The sequence below is a fragment of the Microbacterium sp. CFBP9023 genome (assembly GCF_034045055.1).
GTDB lineage: Bacteria > Actinomycetota > Actinomycetes > Actinomycetales > Microbacteriaceae > Microbacterium.
Genome location: NZ_JAXCWI010000002.1, coordinates 71,468 through 90,261 on the forward strand (window position 1 = coordinate 71,468; position 18,794 = coordinate 90,261).

Consider the following 18,794-nt stretch of genomic DNA (forward strand, 5'->3'; position numbering starts at 1 on the left):
ACTGGTCCGCACGGCGAGGGGCTGGCGGATTCGCCGCCCCTCGCCCACTCTGTCTGACCTCGACTCTGACCCCCTCCCCCGGCCAGAGCCGAGGAAGGGACCTCACAGGCGTGGCGCGTCTCGCGGAATCTCGTGCCACACGTCGACGGCATCGTCGTCGCTCTGCCCGCCGGCGCCGGCCCGGCCGACCACCGTCACGGCCGTGTGAGCATCCCTGGCCGCTCGGATGATCCACCGCTCCGCATCCGCATCGCGCAGCACCCGGGCGAGCTCGTCGCGGATCATCGCGCGTCGTCCCTCATCGACGTCGTCCAAGCCGCCCTCGTCGAAGACGGTGACGACGGCACCGCGGCGACGCGCGTCCTCGATCGCATCCCGCACCGCATCGTTGAGCAGATCGGCTCCCCGGAGCTCGTCGCGCAGGCGACCTTCCGCCAGACGCGCCTGCAGTCGCTCCTCCTCGCTCAGCGCGCCACGCGATGCGACGGTGCGACTGAGCACCGGCCCCGCGACCGCCAGCGCAAATTGCGTGCGCAGACGACGTTCCTTCTGGCGCACCTGCTGGGTCGCGTGCCAGGCGGACACCGCCTGCTGGATGCCGGCGAGGCGCTCGGTGTCGCGGACGGCTCTGTCCCAGAAGATCACCAGGAGGTGAGCGATCGCGACCCACACGAGCGAGCCCACCAGGCCGAGGGACAGCGCCACGAAGACACCCAGATACACCGACGATGTGGCGACGAGGACGAGCACCACCAGCCAGCCGATCACGAAGCGGCGCCGGACGATGCACACCACGCCCATCAGACCGAGCGCACCGATGTACCAGGTGGCGAACGGCGCCGTGCGTGTCAGCGGATCGAGTGACAGCGTCACGAGAATCGGAATGAGGACGCTCGAGACGAGCGTCAGCAGCGCCGCCCAGAGCGGCATCCGCACCGAGATCGCCGAGTCCCAGAGGATCGCGACGTTGACGACGACGAGGTACAGCGCGATCGCCGCGACCATCAGCAGCGGCGCGGAGGGCTGCTCGATCCACCACACCCCTCTCGCGGCGAAGTACATCGCGAAGCCCACCGCGAGTGACGTCGCGACACTGCGCACCGTGCGATTCATGGCCGCTCCCAGCCCAGCGTCACGGTGGTGCCGCACTCTCTCGAATCGATCTCGGCGGTGCCCGCCACCCCGGCCATCCGTGCGAAGATCGACGCTCTGATCCCGAGGCGGTCGGCGCCGATCGCCCCGATATCGAATCCTGGGCCGGTGTCCGTGATCGTCACCGTGATCCCCTCGTCACCGCGGCCCTCGACGAGGATGTGCAGCCCGCGCCCACCCGCATGGGTGACCGCGTTGCCGAGCGCCTGTCTGGCGGCGAGCACGAGTGCTCTCGCGGCGCGCCCGGGGATCAGGCCGATCCCTCCCCGTTCCTCGACGATCGCATCCGCCCCGAGCTCGGACAGGGCACGACGGAGCTCGACGACGATCTGAGCGGCGCCCACCGGTTCGTCGCTGCCCTCCTGGGCCACCGCGGCCTCGGTGTTCGCCAGGCGGGTGAGAGCCTCCCGGGCCATCCCCACGGCGAGGTCCTGCGCCCGATCGCCTTCGGCCCGTTCCGCCGCGATCAGCGCTGCGAGGACGCTGTCGTGCATGAGCGCCGACATCGCCGCACGCTCCTCCTCGGCTGCGGCGGCTGCCGCTGCGCCCGCGTACGACGCGACGGCTCGGGCACGGGCCTCATCGACACCCGCGGCGACCGAGCGGAACATCCATCCCAACGCGATGATGACGCATCCGAGGATCAGGGTGAACGACACGTCGAACGCCGTCGTCACCCAGAAGTCTCGCGAGAAATCGCCTTCGACGAGGCGGACATAGCCGTAGACGAACGGCAGGCACACCGCCCAGACGAACTGCAGCCACAGAGGGAAGGCGAGCATCGCAGCCACGACGCCCACGTTGACGAGGAAGAAGATCCACGGCTGGTCGGCGGCTCTGCCCACAGGGTCGACCAGACTCGGCCAGGCGGCGAGCGCGAGTGTGTACACGATGGCGAACGCGCCAGACGCGGTCCTGACGCCACGTCCGATGACGCACGCGACGAGCATGACGATCAGCGGCACGAAGACCACGAGCAGCATCGTGATGCGCGCGGCATCCGATCCCGTCGTCGTGACCCCCGCGATCAGTGCCTGTGCGCCGAGAACACCCGATCCGATCGCGACGACCGTGGCGAGGATGCGCTCCATGCGTTTGCCGGTGAAGCGCTCGAACTCGGTCTCCACGCTGCCGGGCGAAGGGATCTTGCTCCATGCCTCCCGGATGCTGAGCGGGTCAGCGGCCACTCGGCGCCCCGTCTGCGGCGACGATCCCATCCTCCATCGCTCGCCGCAGAAGGTCGACCTTCGTCGGGGCCGGTCGCCCGACCTCCACGTACTTGACCCGGATCCGGGTGATGTTCTCCTTGGCGGTCGAGTACGCGACGCCGAGGCGCTCGGCCACGGCCTTCAGCGGCAGGCCGGTCGCATACAGCCGGAGCACCTCCCGCTCGCGTGTCGACAGCTGGGCGTCCGCGAAGTCGCGATCCCCGTCGACAGCGCTCGCCCACTCGACGTTGTTGAGGGCTTCGCCCTGCGCGACAGTGCGGATGGCGTCGAGCACGTCGTCCAGCGCAGAGGATTTGCTCACGACGCCGGCGGCACCGGCAGCGAGGGCCTCGCGCACGGCCGCCGGTCGATCGGCGACGCTGTGGATCACGACGCTCGCGCCGTCGGCGACGAGAGACCGGACGTTCTCGGTCACCGTGGTGCCGTCTCCGAGGGTGAGGTCGAGCACCACCACGTCGGCAGGCTGCGACGACGTCGTCGACCTCCACTCGAGGTAGGACACGACGGTGCTGCCGGAGAAGACGACGGTCTGCTCTCCGTCACGAGCGCACGCCGCCTCGAGACCGAGGCGGACGGATTCGTGATCGTCGATGAGTGCGACCCTGCTCATCCGCCCAGCCTACTGAGTACTCAGCCCCCGCAGATCACGATCACCGGGTGAGCAGCGCGACGACCTCGAAGTGATGCGAGTGCGGGAACAGGTCGAAGCCGCGCAGCGTCCCCACGTTCCACCCGTGGTCGCGGAAGGTTCCGAGGTCCCGCGCCAACGCCACAGGGTCGCACGCGACGTAGGCGATCGCCTCGGGGGCGAGAGAGTTCAGTGCATCGACCACCGCGCGTCCGGCACCGGCACGCGGCGGATCGAGTACGACCGCTCCTGCTCGCGTGTCGGAGGGGAGACCGGCGAGATAGCGGTCGACCCGTGCTGTGACGGCATTCACGGCGAGGGGCGCGAGGTTCTGCTGCGCGTGAGTCGTCGCCCGCCTGCTGGACTCGACGGTGACGATGTCGGTGCCACCGAGGTCTGCGAGCGATGCGGCGAACAGCCCGACTCCTCCGTAGAGGTCGAAGTGCGTCGCCTCCGGATCGACGTGCCCGTCGAGGATGCCGTAGACGGCGCCGTCGAGCACCGATGCGGCTCGCGGGTGCACCTGCCAGAATCCACCGGCGTCGACCTGGAACCGGCGATCGCCCACCTGCTCGTAGACGACTTCGGGCGCCGGGCGGCGGTGCTGCCCCCTGGCCGGTCGCTCGTCGAGGCGATCTCGTCGGATGACCCGCACCTGGCCGTCGCCCGGTTCGACCAGGTCGACGCTGCCCGCCTCGCCACCCGCGAGACGGAGGGCCGCCTGTGCGACCGCCGGACGCGCGAGCGGGTGGGAGCTGACCGGGATCACCCGGTGGCTGCGAGCGGCGTAGGGTCCGACGCGCCCCTGGTCGTCGACGTGCAGGGTCACCCGGGAGCGCCAGCCGGTTCCGTCGGTCGAGTCCACGGCCTCGATCTCGGGAGCCTCGAGACCGGGTCCGGCGAAACGATCGAGCGCCTCGGTGAGCACCTGACGCTTGAGCACGCGCTGATGCGCGAGATCGATGTGCCCCAGGTCGGCGCCCCCCGGCCGGTTCTCGGGCGCGCGGGAGACGTCGGCCTCCGCCCAGATGTGGGGGCGACGATGCGGCGAGGCGTCCAGGACCTCGACAGTCTCGGCACGCCAGAAGCTCTTGGACTCACCCGTGGAGTCCTCGGTGAGCCGCGCGCGGACCCGCTCACCGGGGATGGCGTCGGAGACGAAGACGACCCGGCCTTCGTGTCGGGCGATGAACGTGCCGCCGTGCGCGATGCCGGTGATGTCCAGATCGAGCAGGACTGGGGAGGAAGTCATCCTTCGAGGATACGGTGGTGAACATGCGCGTCTGCCTGGCCTCCACCTCTCCCGCCCGCCTCATGCTGCTGCGTCAGGCGGGTATCGAGCCTCTGACCCAGTCGCCGGGAGTGGATGAGGATGCGGTCGCCGCCGCTGCCGCGGCCGAACGGGGCGCGGAGCTGACTCCGGCGGACCTCGTGCTCCTGCTCGCTCGGGCGAAGGCGGCGGACGTCGCGCAGCGCCTCTCTGCGGACGGCGACTTCGACGGCATCGTGATCGGCGGAGACTCGATGTTCGAACTAGGCGGGCGCGTGTACGGCAAGCCCTACACGCCCGAGGAGGCGACCAGACGCTGGCAGGAGATGCGCGGGGCCACCGGCATCCTGCACTCGGGGCACTCGGTCTTCCGTGTCTCGCCGGGCACCGACCCGGTCGAAGCCACCGCCACGGCCGAGGCTTCGGTGACCTTCGCCGATGACGTCACGGATGCCGAGATCGCCGCCTACGTCGCCTCGGGTGAGCCCCTGCTCGTCGCCGGTGCGTTCACGGTCGACAGTCTGGGCGGCGCCTTCATCACCCGCGTCGACGGCGACCCGTCGACGGTGGTCGGGATGTCGCTGTCGACCGTGCGCCGCCTCGCCGCCGATCTCGGCGTCACGTGGACCGACCTCTGGTCGTAGAGTCTCGTCGACGTTTCTGCCTCTTTCTTGTGGAGAGTCGTCAAAGCGAACGGGAGCCTTCTCGCTAGGCTGGCAAGCATGCCTGATATCGCCAAGGTGCTCATCGCCAACCGCGGCGAGATCGCCGTCCGCATCATCCGTGCCGCTCGCGACTCGGGGATCGCCTCCGTCGCCGTGTACGCCGACCAGGACCGCGACGCTCTGCACACCCGCCTCGCCGACGAGGCCTATGCCCTCGGCGGCGCCACGAGCGCCGAGACCTACCTGCAGATCGAGAAGATCCTCTCGGTCGCCCGCCGCGCCGGCGCCGACGCCGTGCACCCCGGATACGGCTTCCTCGCCGAGAACGCCGAATTCGCCCGCGCCGTCATCGGTGCGGGGATGACCTGGATCGGGCCTTCCCCCGACGCCATCGAGGCGCTCGGCGACAAGGTCACCGCCCGCCACGTCGCCGAGAAGGTCGGCGCGCCGCTCGCTCCCGGAACGCCGGGACCCGTCTCCGGGGCCGACGAGGTCGTCGCCTTCGCGAAGGAGTTCGGTCTGCCGATCGCGATCAAAGCCGCGTACGGCGGCGGCGGTCGCGGCCTGAAGGTCGCCCGCGAGCTCGACGAGGTCGCGGAGCTCTTCGAATCCGCCACCCGCGAGGCGGTCACCGCCTTCGGCCGCGGCGAGTGCTTCGTCGAGAAGTACCTCGACAAGCCGCGGCACGTCGAGACCCAGTGCCTGGCGGATGCCGAGGGCAACGTCGTCGTCATCTCGACGCGCGACTGCTCGCTGCAGCGCCGCCACCAGAAGCTCGTCGAGGAGGCACCCGCGCCGTTCCTCACGGACGAGCAGAACGACCTGCTCTATTCCGCGTCGAAGGCCATCCTCAAGGAGGTCGGCTACGTGGGCGCAGGCACCTGCGAGTTCCTGATCGGCGCCGACGGCACCGTCTCGTTCCTCGAGGTCAACACCCGTCTGCAGGTCGAGCACCCCGTCTCCGAGGAGGTCACCGGCATCGACCTGGTGCGCGAGCAGTTCCGCATCGCCGCCGGCGGCACGATCGACTACGACGACCCGAAGCCGACCGGACACTCGATCGAGTTCCGCATCAACGGCGAGGACCCCGGTCGAGGGTTCCTCCCGCAGCCGGGTCCGATCCACGTCTTCAAGACCTTCGGCGGACCCGGCATCCGCCTCGACTCCGGCGTCACCGCGGGCGACTCGGTCTCGGGCGCCTTCGACTCGCTTCTCGCGAAGATCATCGTCACCGGCAAGGACCGCGCCGAGGCTCTGGAGCGCTCGCGCCGCGCCCTCGAGGAGTTCGAGGTCGCAGGTCTGCCCACCGTGCTCCCGTTCCACCGCAAGGTCGTGAACGACCCCGCGTTCACCGCGGAGAACGGCGAGTTCGGCATCTTCACCCGCTGGATCGAGACCGAGTTCGAGAACGACATCCCCGCCTGGGACGGCGAGCTCGAGTCGCCCTCCGCCGGCGAGAACCGGCACACCGTCGTGGTCGAGGTCGGCGGCAAGCGCCTCGAGGTCAGCCTTCCCGATCGCGTCGCGGTGGCGGCCGGCACGGCAGGACGACCGGCCGCGGTTCCGCCGTCCCGCCGCAGCCACGCGACCTCGGTCAGCGCCGGCGCATCGGGAGACGCCGTCAAGTCGCCGATGCAGGCCACCGTCGTCAAGGTCGCCGTCGAAGAGGGGCAGCAGGTCGTCAAGGGCGATCTGGTCGTCGTCCTCGAGGCGATGAAGATGGAGCAGCCGCTGCAGGCTCACAAGGACGGCACGATCGGCAACATCGGCGCCGTCGCCGGTGCGACGGTCTCGGCCGGACACCAGCTGCTCACGATCAGCTGACCGCCCTCGCACACGAGAAAGGCGCCCCGCTGCTGCGGGGCGCCTTTCTCGTCTGATCCGCGCCGGGGCGATCTACGAGATGTTCGCGTTGACGAGGTGCATCGCCCTGCTCGCGTCGGTGATGCTGCTCGACAGCGACGGGTATGCCGCGAAGACGCGGGAGACCTGGTCGACCGTCAGACGACGCTCCACGGCGACCGCGATCGGGTAGATCAGCTCGGAGGCCTTGGGCGCGACGATCACGCCGCCGATCACGGTGCCGGATCCCTTGCGTGCGATCAGCTTCACGAAACCGTCCTTGATGCCCATCATCTTGGCCCGAGGGTTCGCGGCGAGGGGCAGCTTGTAGACGAGGCCGTCCGCGACGCCGTCTTCGACGTCCTTCTCGGAATAGCCGACCGTGGCGATCTCGGGCGCCGTGAAGATGTTGGAGGTGATCTTGATCAGCTCCAGAGGGATCACGATGTCGCCCAGCGCGTGGAACACGGCCGTGCGGCCCTGCATAGACGCGACGGAGGCGAGTGGGAAGAAGTTCGTGCAGTCGCCGACGGCGTAGACGTTGGGCACAGAGGTGCGCGCGACGCGGTTGACCCGCACGTGCCCGGTCTCGTCGAGCTCGACTCCCGCGTCTTCGAGACCGATGCCAGCGGTGTTCGGGATCGAGCCGACCGCCATGAGGCAGTGGCTCCCCTCGACCGTGCGGCCGTCGGAGAGCGTCGCGCGCACGCCGTCCTCGGTGACCTCGACCTTCTCGGCGCGGGCCTTGGAGAGCACCGTCATCCCGCCGCGCTTGAAGACCTTCTCGAGAACGTGCGCGGCATCCTGGTCCTCACCCGGCAGCACCTGCTCGCGGCTGGAGATCAGCGTGACCTTGGCGCCGAGGTTCATGTAGGCGGACGCGAACTCGGCGCCCGTCACACCGGAGCCGACCACGATCAGGTGCTCGGGAAGCGCCTTCATGTCGTAGAGCTGCGTCCACGTGAGGATCCGCTTGCCGTCGGGCTTGGCCGAATCCAGCTCGCGCGGCGACGCGCCCACCGCCACGATGATCGTGTCGGCCTCGACGCGGTCGAAGTCGGTGCCCTTCTGCCCGGTCGAGACCACGATCGCCGTCGGTCCCTCCAGACGGCCGTGGCCGGACAGGATGCGCACGCCGGCCTCGAGCAGCGTCGTGCGCATGTCCTCGGACTGCTGACCCGCGAGCGCGATCAGACGTTTGTTCACCGCGGCGAGGTTGATGGCGATCTCGGGCTTGAGCGGCTTGCCGTGCTCGCCCTTGGCGTAGAACTGCACTCCGAGGTCGGAGGCCTCCGAGATCGCGACCGCGGCATCCGCCGTGGCGATCAGGCTCTTCGAGGGGACGACATCGGTGAGCACTGCCGCTCCGCCCACGCCCACACGCTCGACCAGGGTCACCTCGGCTCCGAGCTGAGCGGCCGCGAGGGCCGCCTCATAACCGCCGGGACCGCCGCCGAGGACGGCGACGCGCTGTGTGCGCTCAAAAGGGGTGGAAGACATGATCTCCATTCTTCCGCAATCCTGGCCCCGGAGCCTGCACCTTCCTAGAGTGGATCCATGTCTGAAACACACAGCAACCCCCTCGACGACCCGAATGCGAACCCGTTCGAGGTCGCAGCCGACGCAGCCGCCGACATCGCGCGCCTGACCGGAGTCGAGAAGCACGACATCGCCCTGACCCTCGGCAGCGGCTGGGGCAAGGCCGCCGACATCATCGGCGAGACCACGGCGACCATCCCCGCCACCGAGGTCACCGGCTTCTCGAAGCCCGCTCTCGAGGGCCACGTGGGCACCCTGCGCAGCATCCGCACTCCCGATGGCAAGAACGTCCTCGTCATCGGTGCCCGCACCCACTACTACGAGGGCCACGGCGTGCGCCGTGTCGTGCACTCGGTGCGCACCGCCGCGGCCACGGGCGCCAAGATCATGGTGCTGACGAACGGCGCCGGCGGAGTGCGCGAGACGTGGACTCCCGGCCAGCCCGTGCTGATCAGCGACCACATCAATCTCACGGCCGACTCCCCTCTCGAGGGCGCGACCTTCATCGACCTCACCGACCTCTATTCGACGCGTCTGCGCGACATCGCCCGGAGCGTCGACCCCACGCTCGACGAGGGCGTGTACACGCAGTTCCGCGGCCCGCATTACGAGACGCCGGCCGAGGTGCAGATGGCCAAGCACATCGGCGGACACATCGTGGGAATGTCGACAGCGCTCGAGGCGATCGCCGCTCGCGAGGCCGGTATGGAGATCCTCGGGTTCTCGCTCATCACCAACCTCGCCGCCGGCATCCAGAAGACGCCGCTCAGCCACGCTGAGGTCATCGAGGCCGGTCGAGAGGCCGAACCGGTCATCTCGGCGCTGCTGGCCCGAGTGGTCGAGGCGCTGTGAACGACGAGCGTCTCGCGCAGGCGCGCGCGTGGATGAGACAGGACCCCGATCACGAGACCCGCGACGAGCTGGCCGTGGTCATCACGCGGGCAGCCGATGGCGACGAGTCGGCCGCCGCCGACCTCGATGATCGCTTCAGCACCCGACTCGCGTTCGGCACCGCCGGTCTCCGCGGAGCCCTGGGGGCCGGCAGCAACCGCATGAACCGCGTGCTCGTCGCGCAGGCGGCCGCCGGGTTCGCCTCGTACCTGCGCGAGAAGTCGCACGGCCGCACGCCGACCGTGGTGATCGGCTTTGACGGACGCCGCAACTCCCGCGTGTTCGCGACCGACTCCGCCGAGCTGTTCGCCGGAGCAGGGCTGCGCGCGATCCTGCTGCCGAGACTGCTGCCCACGCCCGTGCTCGCGTTCGCGGTGCGTCACCTGGGTGCGGATGCCGGTGTCATGGTGACCGCGTCGCACAACCCGCCGAACGACAACGGATACAAGGTCTATCTGGGCGGCGCGGATCAGGGCTCGCAGATCGTCGCACCCGCCGATGCCGAGATCGCCGCGCACATCCAGCGAGTCGCCGATGCGGACGACGTCACGTCGTTGCCTCGCTCCACCGACTATGAGACGGCCGGCGAAGCCGTGGTCGACGCGTACGTCGCCGCGACAGCGGCGGTCGCTCCCGCACCAGCGGGCGCGTCCGATCTGCGCTGGGTCTACACCGCTATGCACGGGGTCGGCTGGGAGACGCTGTCGAAGATCGTCGCGGCCGCCGGATACCCTCAGCCGATGGTCGTCGGAGAGCAGCTCGAACCCGACGCGACGTTCCGCACCGTGTCGTTCCCCAACCCGGAGGAGCCGGGGGCGATGGACCTGTCCTTCGCCCGGGCCCGCCGCGTGCAGGCGGACTTCATCATCGCCAATGATCCGGATGCCGACCGACTCGCGGTGGCGATCCCGGACGCGTCGTCGGAGGGCGGATGGCGGCGACTCACCGGCAACGAGGTCGGGCTCCTCCTGGGCGCTCGCGCCGCCAGGGCGGCCGAGGGCACGCCGGGTGCATCGCTCGCGTGCTCCCTGGTCTCATCGCCCGGCCTCGGTGCCGTCGCCGCCCATCACGGGCTCGACTTCCACGAGACGCTCACGGGCTTCAAATGGATCTCCCGCGCCCCCGGCATCGTCTTCGGCTTCGAGGAGGCACTCGGCTACCTCGTGAATCCCGAGACCGTGCGCGACAAGGACGGGATCTCGGCGACCGTCGCGATCCTCGGACTCGCCGCCGAGGCGCACGAGCGCGGACGCTCTCTCGCCGACCTGCTGTCCGAGCTCGGTGACACGTACGGTCACTTCGCCAGCGGTCAGGTGCCGGTCCGCGTGCAGGACCTCTCGGTCATCGGCACCGTGATGCTCTCGCTGCGCACGCTGCCGCCGACGCACTTCGGCAGCCACGCGATCGCCTCCGCGGAGGATCTGCTGCACGCGGACGCAGGGCAGCCCTCGGGCGACGTGCTGCGGTACCGGCTCACGGACGGCTCGCGCATCATCGTCCGTCCGAGCGGCACCGAGCCGAAGCTCAAGGTCTACATCGACGCGGCCGCGGACTCCGCGGAGCGCGCCACCGCGACCGTCGCCGAGCTCGAGGCCGCGGTGCGCCTGCTCCTGGAAGAACGCTCGTAGGCCGCATGCCGAGAAGACATGTCGTGATCAGCGCGCACAACGGGGTGCACGCGCGCCCCGTCGCCGAGCTCGTGCGGCTCGTGCAGGCGCATTCGCACGCGGTGACCCTGCGGACGTCGTCGGGCGCGGTCGTGGACCTCAGCAGCGTTCTCGCGCTGATGGACCTCGCACTCGCGCCCGGCGATGCCGTGGTGCTCGAGACGGCGGACTCGGCCGGCGCCGACGCCGTGCTCGACACCCTCGCCGGCGTCCTCGACCCTCGGGGCTGACCCGGCGGTCACCCGTCGATGACGGCGACGAGCTCGTCGAGGAACGCCTCGAAGGTGGTGCCCCTGCGGAGGATTCGCTGCACGCTCTCCCGTTCGCTGAACACCTCGACGAGCTGCTCGAACACCGTCTGGAACGCGGCGCGGTCGCTCTCGCTGAAGGCGGCGAGAGCGACCACCTGCACGCGGCCCTCACCCCACGCTGCCGACCCGTCCGTCACGCCGATCGCGATCGCGGTGCGCGTGGCGGTCATCTGGAGCGCGTGCGGCACCGCGAGCGCGTCTGTGAACGCCGTCGACGACATCCGTTCGCGGAGGATGGTGTTCTCGACGTAGTCGTCGCCGATCAGCCCCGCATCCACGAGGAGACCGCCCAGTCGCCGGATGATCGCCTCCTCCCCCGCATCGGGCAGCGGATAGACGAAGGCGTCGGCATCGAAGTATCGTGCGAGCTCGCCACGGAGCCTGGTGAGGCGTCGGCCCCGCCGGACGCGTGCCGCGGCCTGCTGGATCCGGTCGACATCGGCATCCGTGAGGAACGGCTGGATGCGGACGAAGCGATCGCCGGCAGCGCCCGGCTCGATCGTGCTGAGCACCAGGTCGGTGTCGAACGACGCCCAGTCCGGGTCGACCTTGGTGATGACGCTGGTCACCTCGATCGCGGACCCGAGCGAGCGGTCGACGCTCGATCGGAGCAGCTCGTGCAGCTCGTAATACCCCGGGCACACGATGGTCGCGGTGAGGATCGACTCGGCCTTGCGGCTGCGCTCGAGTCGTCCGCCGACGTGCATCGCGATGTAGGCGATCTCGTCGTCGTGGATCGGCGTGCCGAGGCGATCGTGCAGTCCGCTGGCGATCGAGACCGCGACCTCGAAGATCATCGGATACGAGGTCTTGAGCGAGCGGGTGAGCGGATTGCGGGTCAGCGCGCTCTCCTCGGCGCGACGCATCAGGTTCTGCACGTGCAGGGCGAGGCGCAGCACGAAGGTCTCGTCGACCAGGTCGACTTGGAAATCCTCCGCCGCCCTCGCGATCTCCGCACGCACGGCCGCCTCGACACCCGGGTCCACGCCGCTGCGGGCGACATCGCCCGCAGCGTCCTCCCCCGGAGCCACGATGCGCGTGAGGACGAGGGACGCGAGATGCCCGCTGTCCCCGTCGCCCAGCGCGACCGAGAAGTGCTGCTGGGCGAGCCGGGCGATCACAGCCCCGACCCGCGGGATCTCCTCCCGCGCACCGGCAGGACCGGCTTCGAGCGCGTGGCCGGCCGCAACCCTCTCGGCGGCGATCGCGATGTGCAGAAGGACATCGGAGATCGCGAGCTCGTTGACGTAGTAGCCCTGTTCTCCGAGTTCGCGCACGAGCTCGGACTTGAAAGGCCCGACGGCGTCGGCGGCGATGACTCCTCCGGCGAGCGCTCGGCGGAACGTCTCGGGGTGGAACGACGCGGCATCCATCTCGTCATGTGCGAGTCGCGACAGCAGACGACGCTGTGCCGCCTCGTTGCCTCGCAATCGCACGATCTCGCGGTCTCTCTCGAGTGCGAGATCGGTGCCGTCGAGCAGTGTGCGGACGCGGGCGAGGTCCGCCTCGAGAGTGGCTTCGCTCACATGGAGCGCACTGGCCGTGGCGAAGACGTCGACACCTTCCGGCACATCGAGCAGGGTGCGGACGAGACCGTGCAGTCGGTCACGCGGGGCGGAGTCGCCGCTCTGACGCGTGCGCAGTGCGTCGCGAGCCCCCGACCCGGCGCGGTATCCCGCCGGGCCCGACTCGACGGCATCCGCTCCACCGGTTCTCGCGTTCAGCGCGGCGACGTACGAGCGGATGCTGCGCGGGGTGACCCCGAGCTGATCGGCGAGACTGGCGGCCGTCACCCACTCGCCCTGACGGAGCAGGGACGACAGAAGCTGATCCTGACGCTGTCGCGACATGATGCTCCCTCCTCCGTGCCGACCGCACTGTCCTGACGTGACTTCCATGATGTCAGCAAGCGGGGAGCGGTGCTCCGAAACCGAGGTTCCGCAGGGGCGGAAAGGAACCTGTTGGCGAGCACACCCCCCTTGTTCCCAGACTGTTCTCAGGAAAGGTGAGCATCGATGAAGATCCTCGTGGTGTGCGGCGCTGGCGCGTCGAGCACGTTCGTCGCGCAACGACTCCGCCGCGCGGCTTCCGAAGCCGGCCTCGACTGGGACGCCGCAGCCGGCATGGAGCAGTCCGTCGCCGGCAGCGACCACGACCTCATCCTCATCGGCCCTCATCTCGCCGATCGCCTCGAGGCGATCCGCCAGGCGGCGCCCGCTCAGGTGGCCGTGCTCCCCGACGACGTCTTCGCCGATCGGGACGGCACCCGCACGCTGGCGCTCGCACAGTCGATCGTCTCCAGCGCCAGGAACACCCCGAAAGGAACATCATGACCGTCTCTCGCACCGTCCGCATCGGCTCATCCCATGGACTCCACGCCCGTCCGGCGAAGCTGTTCGCACAGGCGGCGAAGGACTCGGGGATTCCCGTGACCATCGCGAAGGACTCGGGGAAGGCGGTCAACGCGGCCAGCATCCTCGGCGTGATCGCACTGGCGATCGAGCACGGCGACTACGTCACGCTGACGGCCGACGGCGACAGCGCGGAAGGCGTGCTCGACACGCTCACCGAGCTGCTCACGACCGACCATGATCAGGACGCCGGAGTATGAGCGAACTGCGTGGAGTCGGCATCGGTCTCGGAGTCGCCCAGGGCGTCGTCGTCCGGATGACCGAGGCGCTGCCCGCCCCGGAGAACACCCCCAGCGGTCAGGGAGCCGACACGGAGCGCACACGTGTCCGCGAGGCCGTGACGGCCGTCGCACAGGAGCTGACGGCCCGCGGCGAGGCCGCCGGCGGCTCGGCGCAGGAGGTGCTCGAGGCGCAGGCGATGATCGCCGAGGACCCGACGCTGCAGGATGAGGTCGACGCACGCATCGACGACGGCGCGACGGCCGAATGGGCCGTGCATGACGCGTTCGCCGGTTTCCGGGCGACGCTCGAGGCGGTCGGGGGCTACCTCGGCGAGCGCGCCGCCGATCTCGACGACATCGCGCAGCGGGTGCTCGCCCGGCTTCGCGGCGTGGATGCGCCCGGGGTCCCCGACCCCGGGCATCCGTTCGTCCTCGTCGCTCGCGACCTCGCCCCGGCCGACACCGCGCTGCTGAACCTCGATCAGGTGCTCGCCCTCGTCACCTTCGACGGCGGACCCACCTCGCACACCGCGATCCTCGCCCGCGAGAAGGGCATCGTCGCGATCGTCGGAGCGGCATCAGCCTCGGAGCTCGCGACCGGCAGCCCGGTCATCGTCGACGCCGCAGCCGGAATCGTCACCGTCGATCCGACCGACGACGAGAAGGCGCGCGCCGAGCAGCGCGCCGCCGCCCGCCGCTCGGCGGATGCCGCACCACTCACTCCCGGCGCCCTCGCCGACGGCACGCCGATCCCGCTGCTGGCGAACCTGGGGAAGCCTGCAGACGCATCCGATGCCGTCGAACGCGGGGCCGAGGGCGTCGGGCTGTTCCGCACCGAGTTCCTGTTCCTCTCGTCGGCGCAGGCGCCGACGGTGCAGCAGCAGCGAGATTCCTATCGGGAGCTGCTCGCGGCCTTCCCCGGCAAGAAGGTCGTCGTGAGGATGCTGGATGCCGGCGCCGACAAGCCGCTGGCGTTCCTCAACGACGCGCACGAGGAGAACCCGGCCCTGGGCCTGCGGGGGCTGCGTGCTCTGCGGGCGAGCGAGGACATCCTGCGCGAGCAGCTGACGGCCCTCGCCGAAGCGGATGCCGCGACCGAGGCGGACCTCTGGGTCATGGCGCCGATGGTGGCGACCGTCGAGGAGACGCAGTACTTCACCTCGCTCGCCCGGGAGTACGGCCTGAAGACCGCCGGTGTCATGGTCGAGATCCCGTCCAGTGCGCTGCTCGCCGACCGGATCCTCGCGCACGCCGACTTCGCCTCGATCGGCACGAACGACCTCACGCAGTACACGATGGCCGCCGACCGTCTGCTCGGCTCCGTCGCGGCGTTCCAGGATCCGTGGCACCCCGCCGTGCTCCGTCTCATCCGTGAGGTCGGCACGGCAGGTGCCCGGCTCGGCAAGCCGGTCGGGATCTGCGGTGAGGCCGCCGCCGATCCGATGCTCGCCGTCGTGCTCGTCGGGCTCGGCGCAACGAGCCTCTCCATGGCGCCGTCCGCCCTGGCGGACGTGCGTCACACCCTGGCGCAGCACACTCTCGACGAAGCCCGCAACTTCGCCGAACTCGCACTGGCGGCAGACGACGCCGCCGGTGCTCGCCTCGCCGTGGCTGACGCCGCGGCACCCCTCCCCCCTCACCAGAAAGAGACGACATCATGACGACGACGTCACCCGCCGCCACGAAGGCAGGCGGCCTCCGAACGGGCGTGCAGCGCTTCGGCACGTTCCTCTCGGGCATGATCATGCCCAACATCGCCGCGTTCATCGCGTGGGGATTCATCACGATGCTCTTCATCCCGGCCGGATTCTTCGGGTCCGAGAGCCCGTTCGGCTGGCACTGGGCCGGTGTCGCCGAGACCATCGGCGGCGGCGGCGATTCCGCAGTGGTCGGCTGGCAGGGCGCCATGACCGCGGTGGCCGAAGGCGCCGACGGCAACATCTTCGCGTACGTGGGCCTCGTCGGACCGATGGTCACGTACCTGCTGCCGCTCCTCATCGCCAACACCGCGGGCCGCATGGTCTACGGCGAGCGCGGTGGAGTCGTCGCGACGATCGCGACGATGGGTGTCATCGTCGGCACCAACATCCCGATGTTCCTCGGCGCGATGATCATGGGGCCGCTCGCGGCCTGGATCACCAAGCAGATGGACCGGATGTGGGACGGCAAGATCCGCCCCGGCTTCGAGATGCTGGTGAACAACTTCTCGGCCGGCATCCTGGGCATGATCCTCGCGATCGTGGGATTCTTCGCCTTCGGTCCCGTGATGCTCGGCATCAGCGCGGTTCTCGGCGGTGCCGTCGACTGGCTGGTCGCGCTGAACCTGCTGCCCCTCGTGTCGATCATCGTGGAGCCCGCGAAGGTGCTGTTCCTGAACAACGCCATCAACCACGGCGTGTTCACTCCGCTCGGCATCGAGCAGGCGGCCGAGACCGGCAAGTCGATCCTCTTCCTGATCGAGGCGAACCCCGGTCCGGGCCTCGGTCTGCTGCTCGCGTTCTCGTTCTTCGGCGTCGGTGCGGCCAAGGCGTCTGCGCCCGGAGCGGCGATCATCCAGTTCTTCGGCGGCATCCACGAGATCTACTTCCCGTACGCGCTGAGCAAGCCGACCACCATCCTCGCCCTGATCGCGGGTGGCGCGGCCGGTGTCACGACCAACATGGTGCTCGGAGGCGGCCTGGCGTTCCCGGCAGCCCCCGGCAGCATCATCGCCGTGACCGCGGCCGCCGTCGGCCCCGGCGTCCCGAACCTGCTCGTGGTCTACCTCTCGGTGATCATCGCCGCGGTCGTCACGTTCCTCATCACCGGCGTCATCCTGCGGGCCTCCCGCAAGCGCGACCTCGAGGCCGAGGGCGACAGCTTCGGCGACGCGATCGCACAGACCGAGGCGAACAAGGGCAAGTCGTCCGCCGCGATGGACGCCCTTCGCGCCTCGTCGGGTACGGGAGCTGCCGGAGCAGCCGGAGCAGCCGCTGCGGCTGGCACGGGCGTCGCCACGGACCGTCGCATCGAGAACATCGTGTTCGCCTGCGACGCCGGAATGGGCTCATCGGCCATGGGCGCGAGCGTGCTGCGCAACAAGTTCAAGAAGGCAGGGGTCGAGGGCGTCACCGTCACGAACCAGGCCATCGCGAACCTCGACGGCAGCGCCGACCTGGTCATCACCCAGCAGCAGCTGACCGACCGGGCGAAGGCGCAGTCGCCGAACTCGGTGCACGTGTCCGTCGACAACTTCATGAACTCTCCGAAGTACGAAGAGGTCGTCGAGATGGTGCGCGAACAGCGCGACACCGACGCGTGACAGACCAGGCGGGGCGGGTGCTGCGGCATCCGCCCCGCCTCCACATACTCAGAAAGAAGGAATCACCATGAGCGTTCTCACCCTCGACCAGGTCCGCATCCACTCCGGAAGCAGCACGCAGGAGGAAGCCCTCCAGGAGGCGACCGACATCCTCGTCGCGGCAGGCGCCGTCACCCCCGCCTATGTCGACGCGATGCGTCAGCGCGAGCAGACGGTCTCGACCTACATGGGCAACGGTCTGGCGATTCCGCACGGCACGAACGACGCCAAGGATGCGATCCTCGGATCCGCGCTGTCTGTCGTCCGCTACGACGGCGGAGTCGACTGGGACGGGGAGGCCGCGACGTTCGTCGTCGGCATCGCCGGCCGTGGCGACGAGCACCTCGAGATCCTCTCGCAGATCGCGATCCTGTTCTCCGATGAGGACGACGTCGCGAAGCTCAACGCGGCGCAGACGCCCGACGAGCTGTACGCCCTGCTCTCGGCGGTGAACGACTGATGAAGGCCGTGCACTTCGGCGCGGGCAACATCGGCCGCGGATTCGTGGGGCTGCTCCTGCACGAGGGTGGATACGAGGTCGTGTTCTCCGATGTCGCCGACGCTCTCGTCGACGCCATCAACGCCGTCGATTCGTACACGGTGCACGAGGCCGGACCCGGCGGCACCGACCACGTGGTGACCGGCTTCCGGGCGGTCAACAGCAGGACCGATCCGGATGCCGTGGCCGACGAGGTCGCGACCGCCGACGTGGTCACGACGGCGGTCGGACCGACCGTGCTGCGCTTCGTCGCCCCCACGATCGTCGCGGGCCTCGCCCTGCGCCCTGCCGGAGCCGCTCCCCTGCAGGTCATGGCCTGCGAGAACGCGATCGGGGCGACGGACACCCTCCGGGCGGAGATCGAGAAGGCGGCGGGCGCGGACGCCGAGGAGCTGCTGTCGCGTGCGGTGTTCGCGAACACCGCCGTCGACCGCATCGTCCCCGGTCAGCCCGCAGACGGCGGCGTCGACGTCACGGTCGAGCCGTACTTCGAGTGGGCGATCGAATCCCAGGCCTTCGGCGGCGCGCTGCCGAACATTCCCGGCGCTCATTTCGTCGACGATCTCGCCCCGTACATCGAGCGCAAGCTCTTCACGGTGAACACCGGCCACGCCGCCACGGCGTACTTCGGCGCACGGGCGGGCATCGAGCGCATCTCCGACGCCCTGGCCGACCCCGACATCGCCGCACGCGTCTCGGCCGCTCTCGAGGAGACGTCCGCGGTGCTGGTCGCCGAACACGGGCTCGACCCGGCCGAACTGGCCGCGTACCGAGCGACGATCCTCGAGCGGTTCCGCAATCCGGCGCTCGTCGACACCGTGCAGCGGGTCGGCCGTCAGCCGTTGCGCAAGATCTCCCGACACGAGCGCTTCGTCGGACCGGCGGCGATGGCTGCCGAGAGAGGGCTCTCCACGATCGCGCTGGTCGGCGCGGTCACCGCAGCCCTCGAGTTCGAGGATCCCGATGACGAGCAGGCGGTCGAGCTGCAGCAGCTCCTGCGCACGGAGGATGCGCTGGCGTTCACCTCGTCCGCAACGGGGCTCGACCCCGAGCATCCGCTGTTCCCGGCGGTCCGCGACGCAGTCGTCTCCCGTCAGACAGCACTGAACGCCTCCTGACGACGTCGCAC

The 18,794-nt window shown here is 69.7% G+C and carries 17 protein-coding genes; 11 read left to right on the top strand and 6 right to left on the bottom strand.

All coding sequences use genetic code 11. From position 1 onward, the window contains the following. Nucleotides 1–102 precede the first annotated feature (102 nt). From SOM10_RS10620 to SOM10_RS10635, 4 genes are read right to left on the bottom strand one after another with little or no spacing between them, the layout of a single operon-like run. The gene (locus tag SOM10_RS10620) at nucleotides 103–1,113 is read right to left on the bottom strand and encodes a hypothetical protein (RefSeq protein WP_320489908.1); all 1,011 of its coding nucleotides are present in this window, start codon (nucleotides 1,111–1,113) and stop codon (nucleotides 103–105) included. Continuing rightward, on the bottom strand, nucleotides 1,110–2,339 hold the full coding sequence (locus SOM10_RS10625; protein ID WP_056280093.1) for an ATP-binding protein: 1,230 nt from the start codon (nucleotides 2,337–2,339) through the stop codon (nucleotides 1,110–1,112). The genes SOM10_RS10620 and SOM10_RS10625 overlap by 4 nt, the downstream gene beginning before the upstream one ends. Next, on the bottom strand, nucleotides 2,329–2,991 hold the full coding sequence (locus tag SOM10_RS10630; protein ID WP_053096978.1) for a response regulator transcription factor: 663 nt from the start codon (nucleotides 2,989–2,991) through the stop codon (nucleotides 2,329–2,331). Before SOM10_RS10630 ends, SOM10_RS10625 begins: the two co-directional genes overlap by 11 nt. A gap of 40 nt (nucleotides 2,992–3,031) precedes the next feature. Continuing rightward, complete coding sequence (locus SOM10_RS10635) at nucleotides 3,032–4,261, bottom strand: class I SAM-dependent RNA methyltransferase (RefSeq protein WP_320489910.1); 1,230 nt, start codon at nucleotides 4,259–4,261, stop codon at nucleotides 3,032–3,034. A gap of 23 nt (nucleotides 4,262–4,284) precedes the next feature. Here SOM10_RS10635 and SOM10_RS10640 point away from each other — a divergent pair, with 23 nt between their 5' ends. Beyond that, nucleotides 4,285–4,923, top strand: coding sequence for a nucleoside triphosphate pyrophosphatase (locus SOM10_RS10640; protein WP_320490737.1), 639 nt, complete (start codon nucleotides 4,285–4,287; stop codon nucleotides 4,921–4,923). A 78-nt stretch (nucleotides 4,924–5,001) separates the two neighbouring features. Continuing rightward, nucleotides 5,002–6,768 carry an acetyl/propionyl/methylcrotonyl-CoA carboxylase subunit alpha gene (locus tag SOM10_RS10645; RefSeq protein ID WP_056280083.1) on the top strand — a complete coding sequence of 589 codons (1,767 nt, stop codon included), beginning with the start codon at nucleotides 5,002–5,004 and terminating at the stop codon, nucleotides 6,766–6,768. Between the two features lie 72 nt (nucleotides 6,769–6,840). On the opposite strand, the gene SOM10_RS10650 is transcribed toward SOM10_RS10645, so the two are convergent. After that, nucleotides 6,841–8,295 (bottom strand): NAD(P)H-quinone dehydrogenase, encoded by a 1,455-nt coding sequence (locus SOM10_RS10650; RefSeq protein ID WP_171821928.1) that lies wholly within the window; start codon nucleotides 8,293–8,295, stop codon nucleotides 6,841–6,843. Nucleotides 8,296–8,343: 48 nt separating this feature from the next. Here SOM10_RS10650 and SOM10_RS10655 point away from each other — a divergent pair, with 48 nt between their 5' ends. From SOM10_RS10655 to SOM10_RS10665, 3 genes are read left to right on the top strand one after another with little or no spacing between them, the layout of a single operon-like run. Next, nucleotides 8,344–9,177, top strand: a complete 834-nt coding sequence (locus SOM10_RS10655; protein ID WP_053096984.1) for a purine-nucleoside phosphorylase — start codon at nucleotides 8,344–8,346, stop codon at nucleotides 9,175–9,177. A gap of 32 nt (nucleotides 9,178–9,209) precedes the next feature. Beyond that, the gene (locus SOM10_RS10660) at nucleotides 9,210–10,844 is read left to right on the top strand and encodes a phospho-sugar mutase (protein WP_320489913.1); all 1,635 of its coding nucleotides are present in this window, start codon (nucleotides 9,210–9,212) and stop codon (nucleotides 10,842–10,844) included. 5 nt (nucleotides 10,845–10,849) lie between these two features. Then, nucleotides 10,850–11,113, top strand: a complete 264-nt coding sequence (locus SOM10_RS10665) for an HPr family phosphocarrier protein (RefSeq protein WP_072591532.1) — start codon at nucleotides 10,850–10,852, stop codon at nucleotides 11,111–11,113. A gap of 8 nt (nucleotides 11,114–11,121) precedes the next feature. On the opposite strand, the gene SOM10_RS10670 is transcribed toward SOM10_RS10665, so the two are convergent. Next, nucleotides 11,122–13,044 carry a BglG family transcription antiterminator gene (locus SOM10_RS10670; protein ID WP_056280070.1) on the bottom strand — a complete coding sequence of 641 codons (1,923 nt, stop codon included), beginning with the start codon at nucleotides 13,042–13,044 and terminating at the stop codon, nucleotides 11,122–11,124. A 165-nt stretch (nucleotides 13,045–13,209) separates the two neighbouring features. Between SOM10_RS10670 and SOM10_RS10675 the strand changes: the two genes are divergently transcribed. The 6 genes from SOM10_RS10675 (at nucleotide 13,210) to SOM10_RS10700 (ending at nucleotide 18,783) form a co-directional block, all read left to right on the top strand. Beyond that, on the top strand, nucleotides 13,210–13,527 hold the full coding sequence (locus tag SOM10_RS10675; RefSeq protein WP_053096993.1) for a PTS sugar transporter subunit IIB: 318 nt from the start codon (nucleotides 13,210–13,212) through the stop codon (nucleotides 13,525–13,527). Further along, a complete protein-coding gene (locus tag SOM10_RS10680) occupies nucleotides 13,524–13,805 on the top strand; it encodes an HPr family phosphocarrier protein (protein WP_053096995.1) in 282 nt (93 codons plus the stop codon). Before SOM10_RS10675 ends, SOM10_RS10680 begins: the two co-directional genes overlap by 4 nt. Further along, nucleotides 13,802–15,487: a phosphoenolpyruvate--protein phosphotransferase gene (gene ptsP, locus SOM10_RS10685; protein WP_320489916.1), complete on the top strand. Its 1,686-nt coding sequence runs from the start codon at nucleotides 13,802–13,804 to the stop codon at nucleotides 15,485–15,487. The genes SOM10_RS10680 and ptsP overlap by 4 nt, the downstream gene beginning before the upstream one ends. Next, on the top strand, nucleotides 15,484–17,127 hold the full coding sequence (locus SOM10_RS10690) for a PTS mannitol transporter subunit IICB (protein ID WP_320489917.1): 1,644 nt from the start codon (nucleotides 15,484–15,486) through the stop codon (nucleotides 17,125–17,127). The genes ptsP and SOM10_RS10690 overlap by 4 nt, the downstream gene beginning before the upstream one ends. Before the next feature lie 67 nt (nucleotides 17,128–17,194). Continuing rightward, a complete protein-coding gene (locus SOM10_RS10695) occupies nucleotides 17,195–17,626 on the top strand; it encodes a PTS sugar transporter subunit IIA (RefSeq protein WP_056280066.1) in 432 nt (143 codons plus the stop codon). Then, complete coding sequence (locus SOM10_RS10700; RefSeq protein ID WP_320489918.1) at nucleotides 17,626–18,783, top strand: mannitol-1-phosphate 5-dehydrogenase; 1,158 nt, start codon at nucleotides 17,626–17,628, stop codon at nucleotides 18,781–18,783. Before SOM10_RS10695 ends, SOM10_RS10700 begins: the two co-directional genes overlap by 1 nt. The last annotated feature ends 11 nt before the right edge of the window (nucleotides 18,784–18,794 follow it).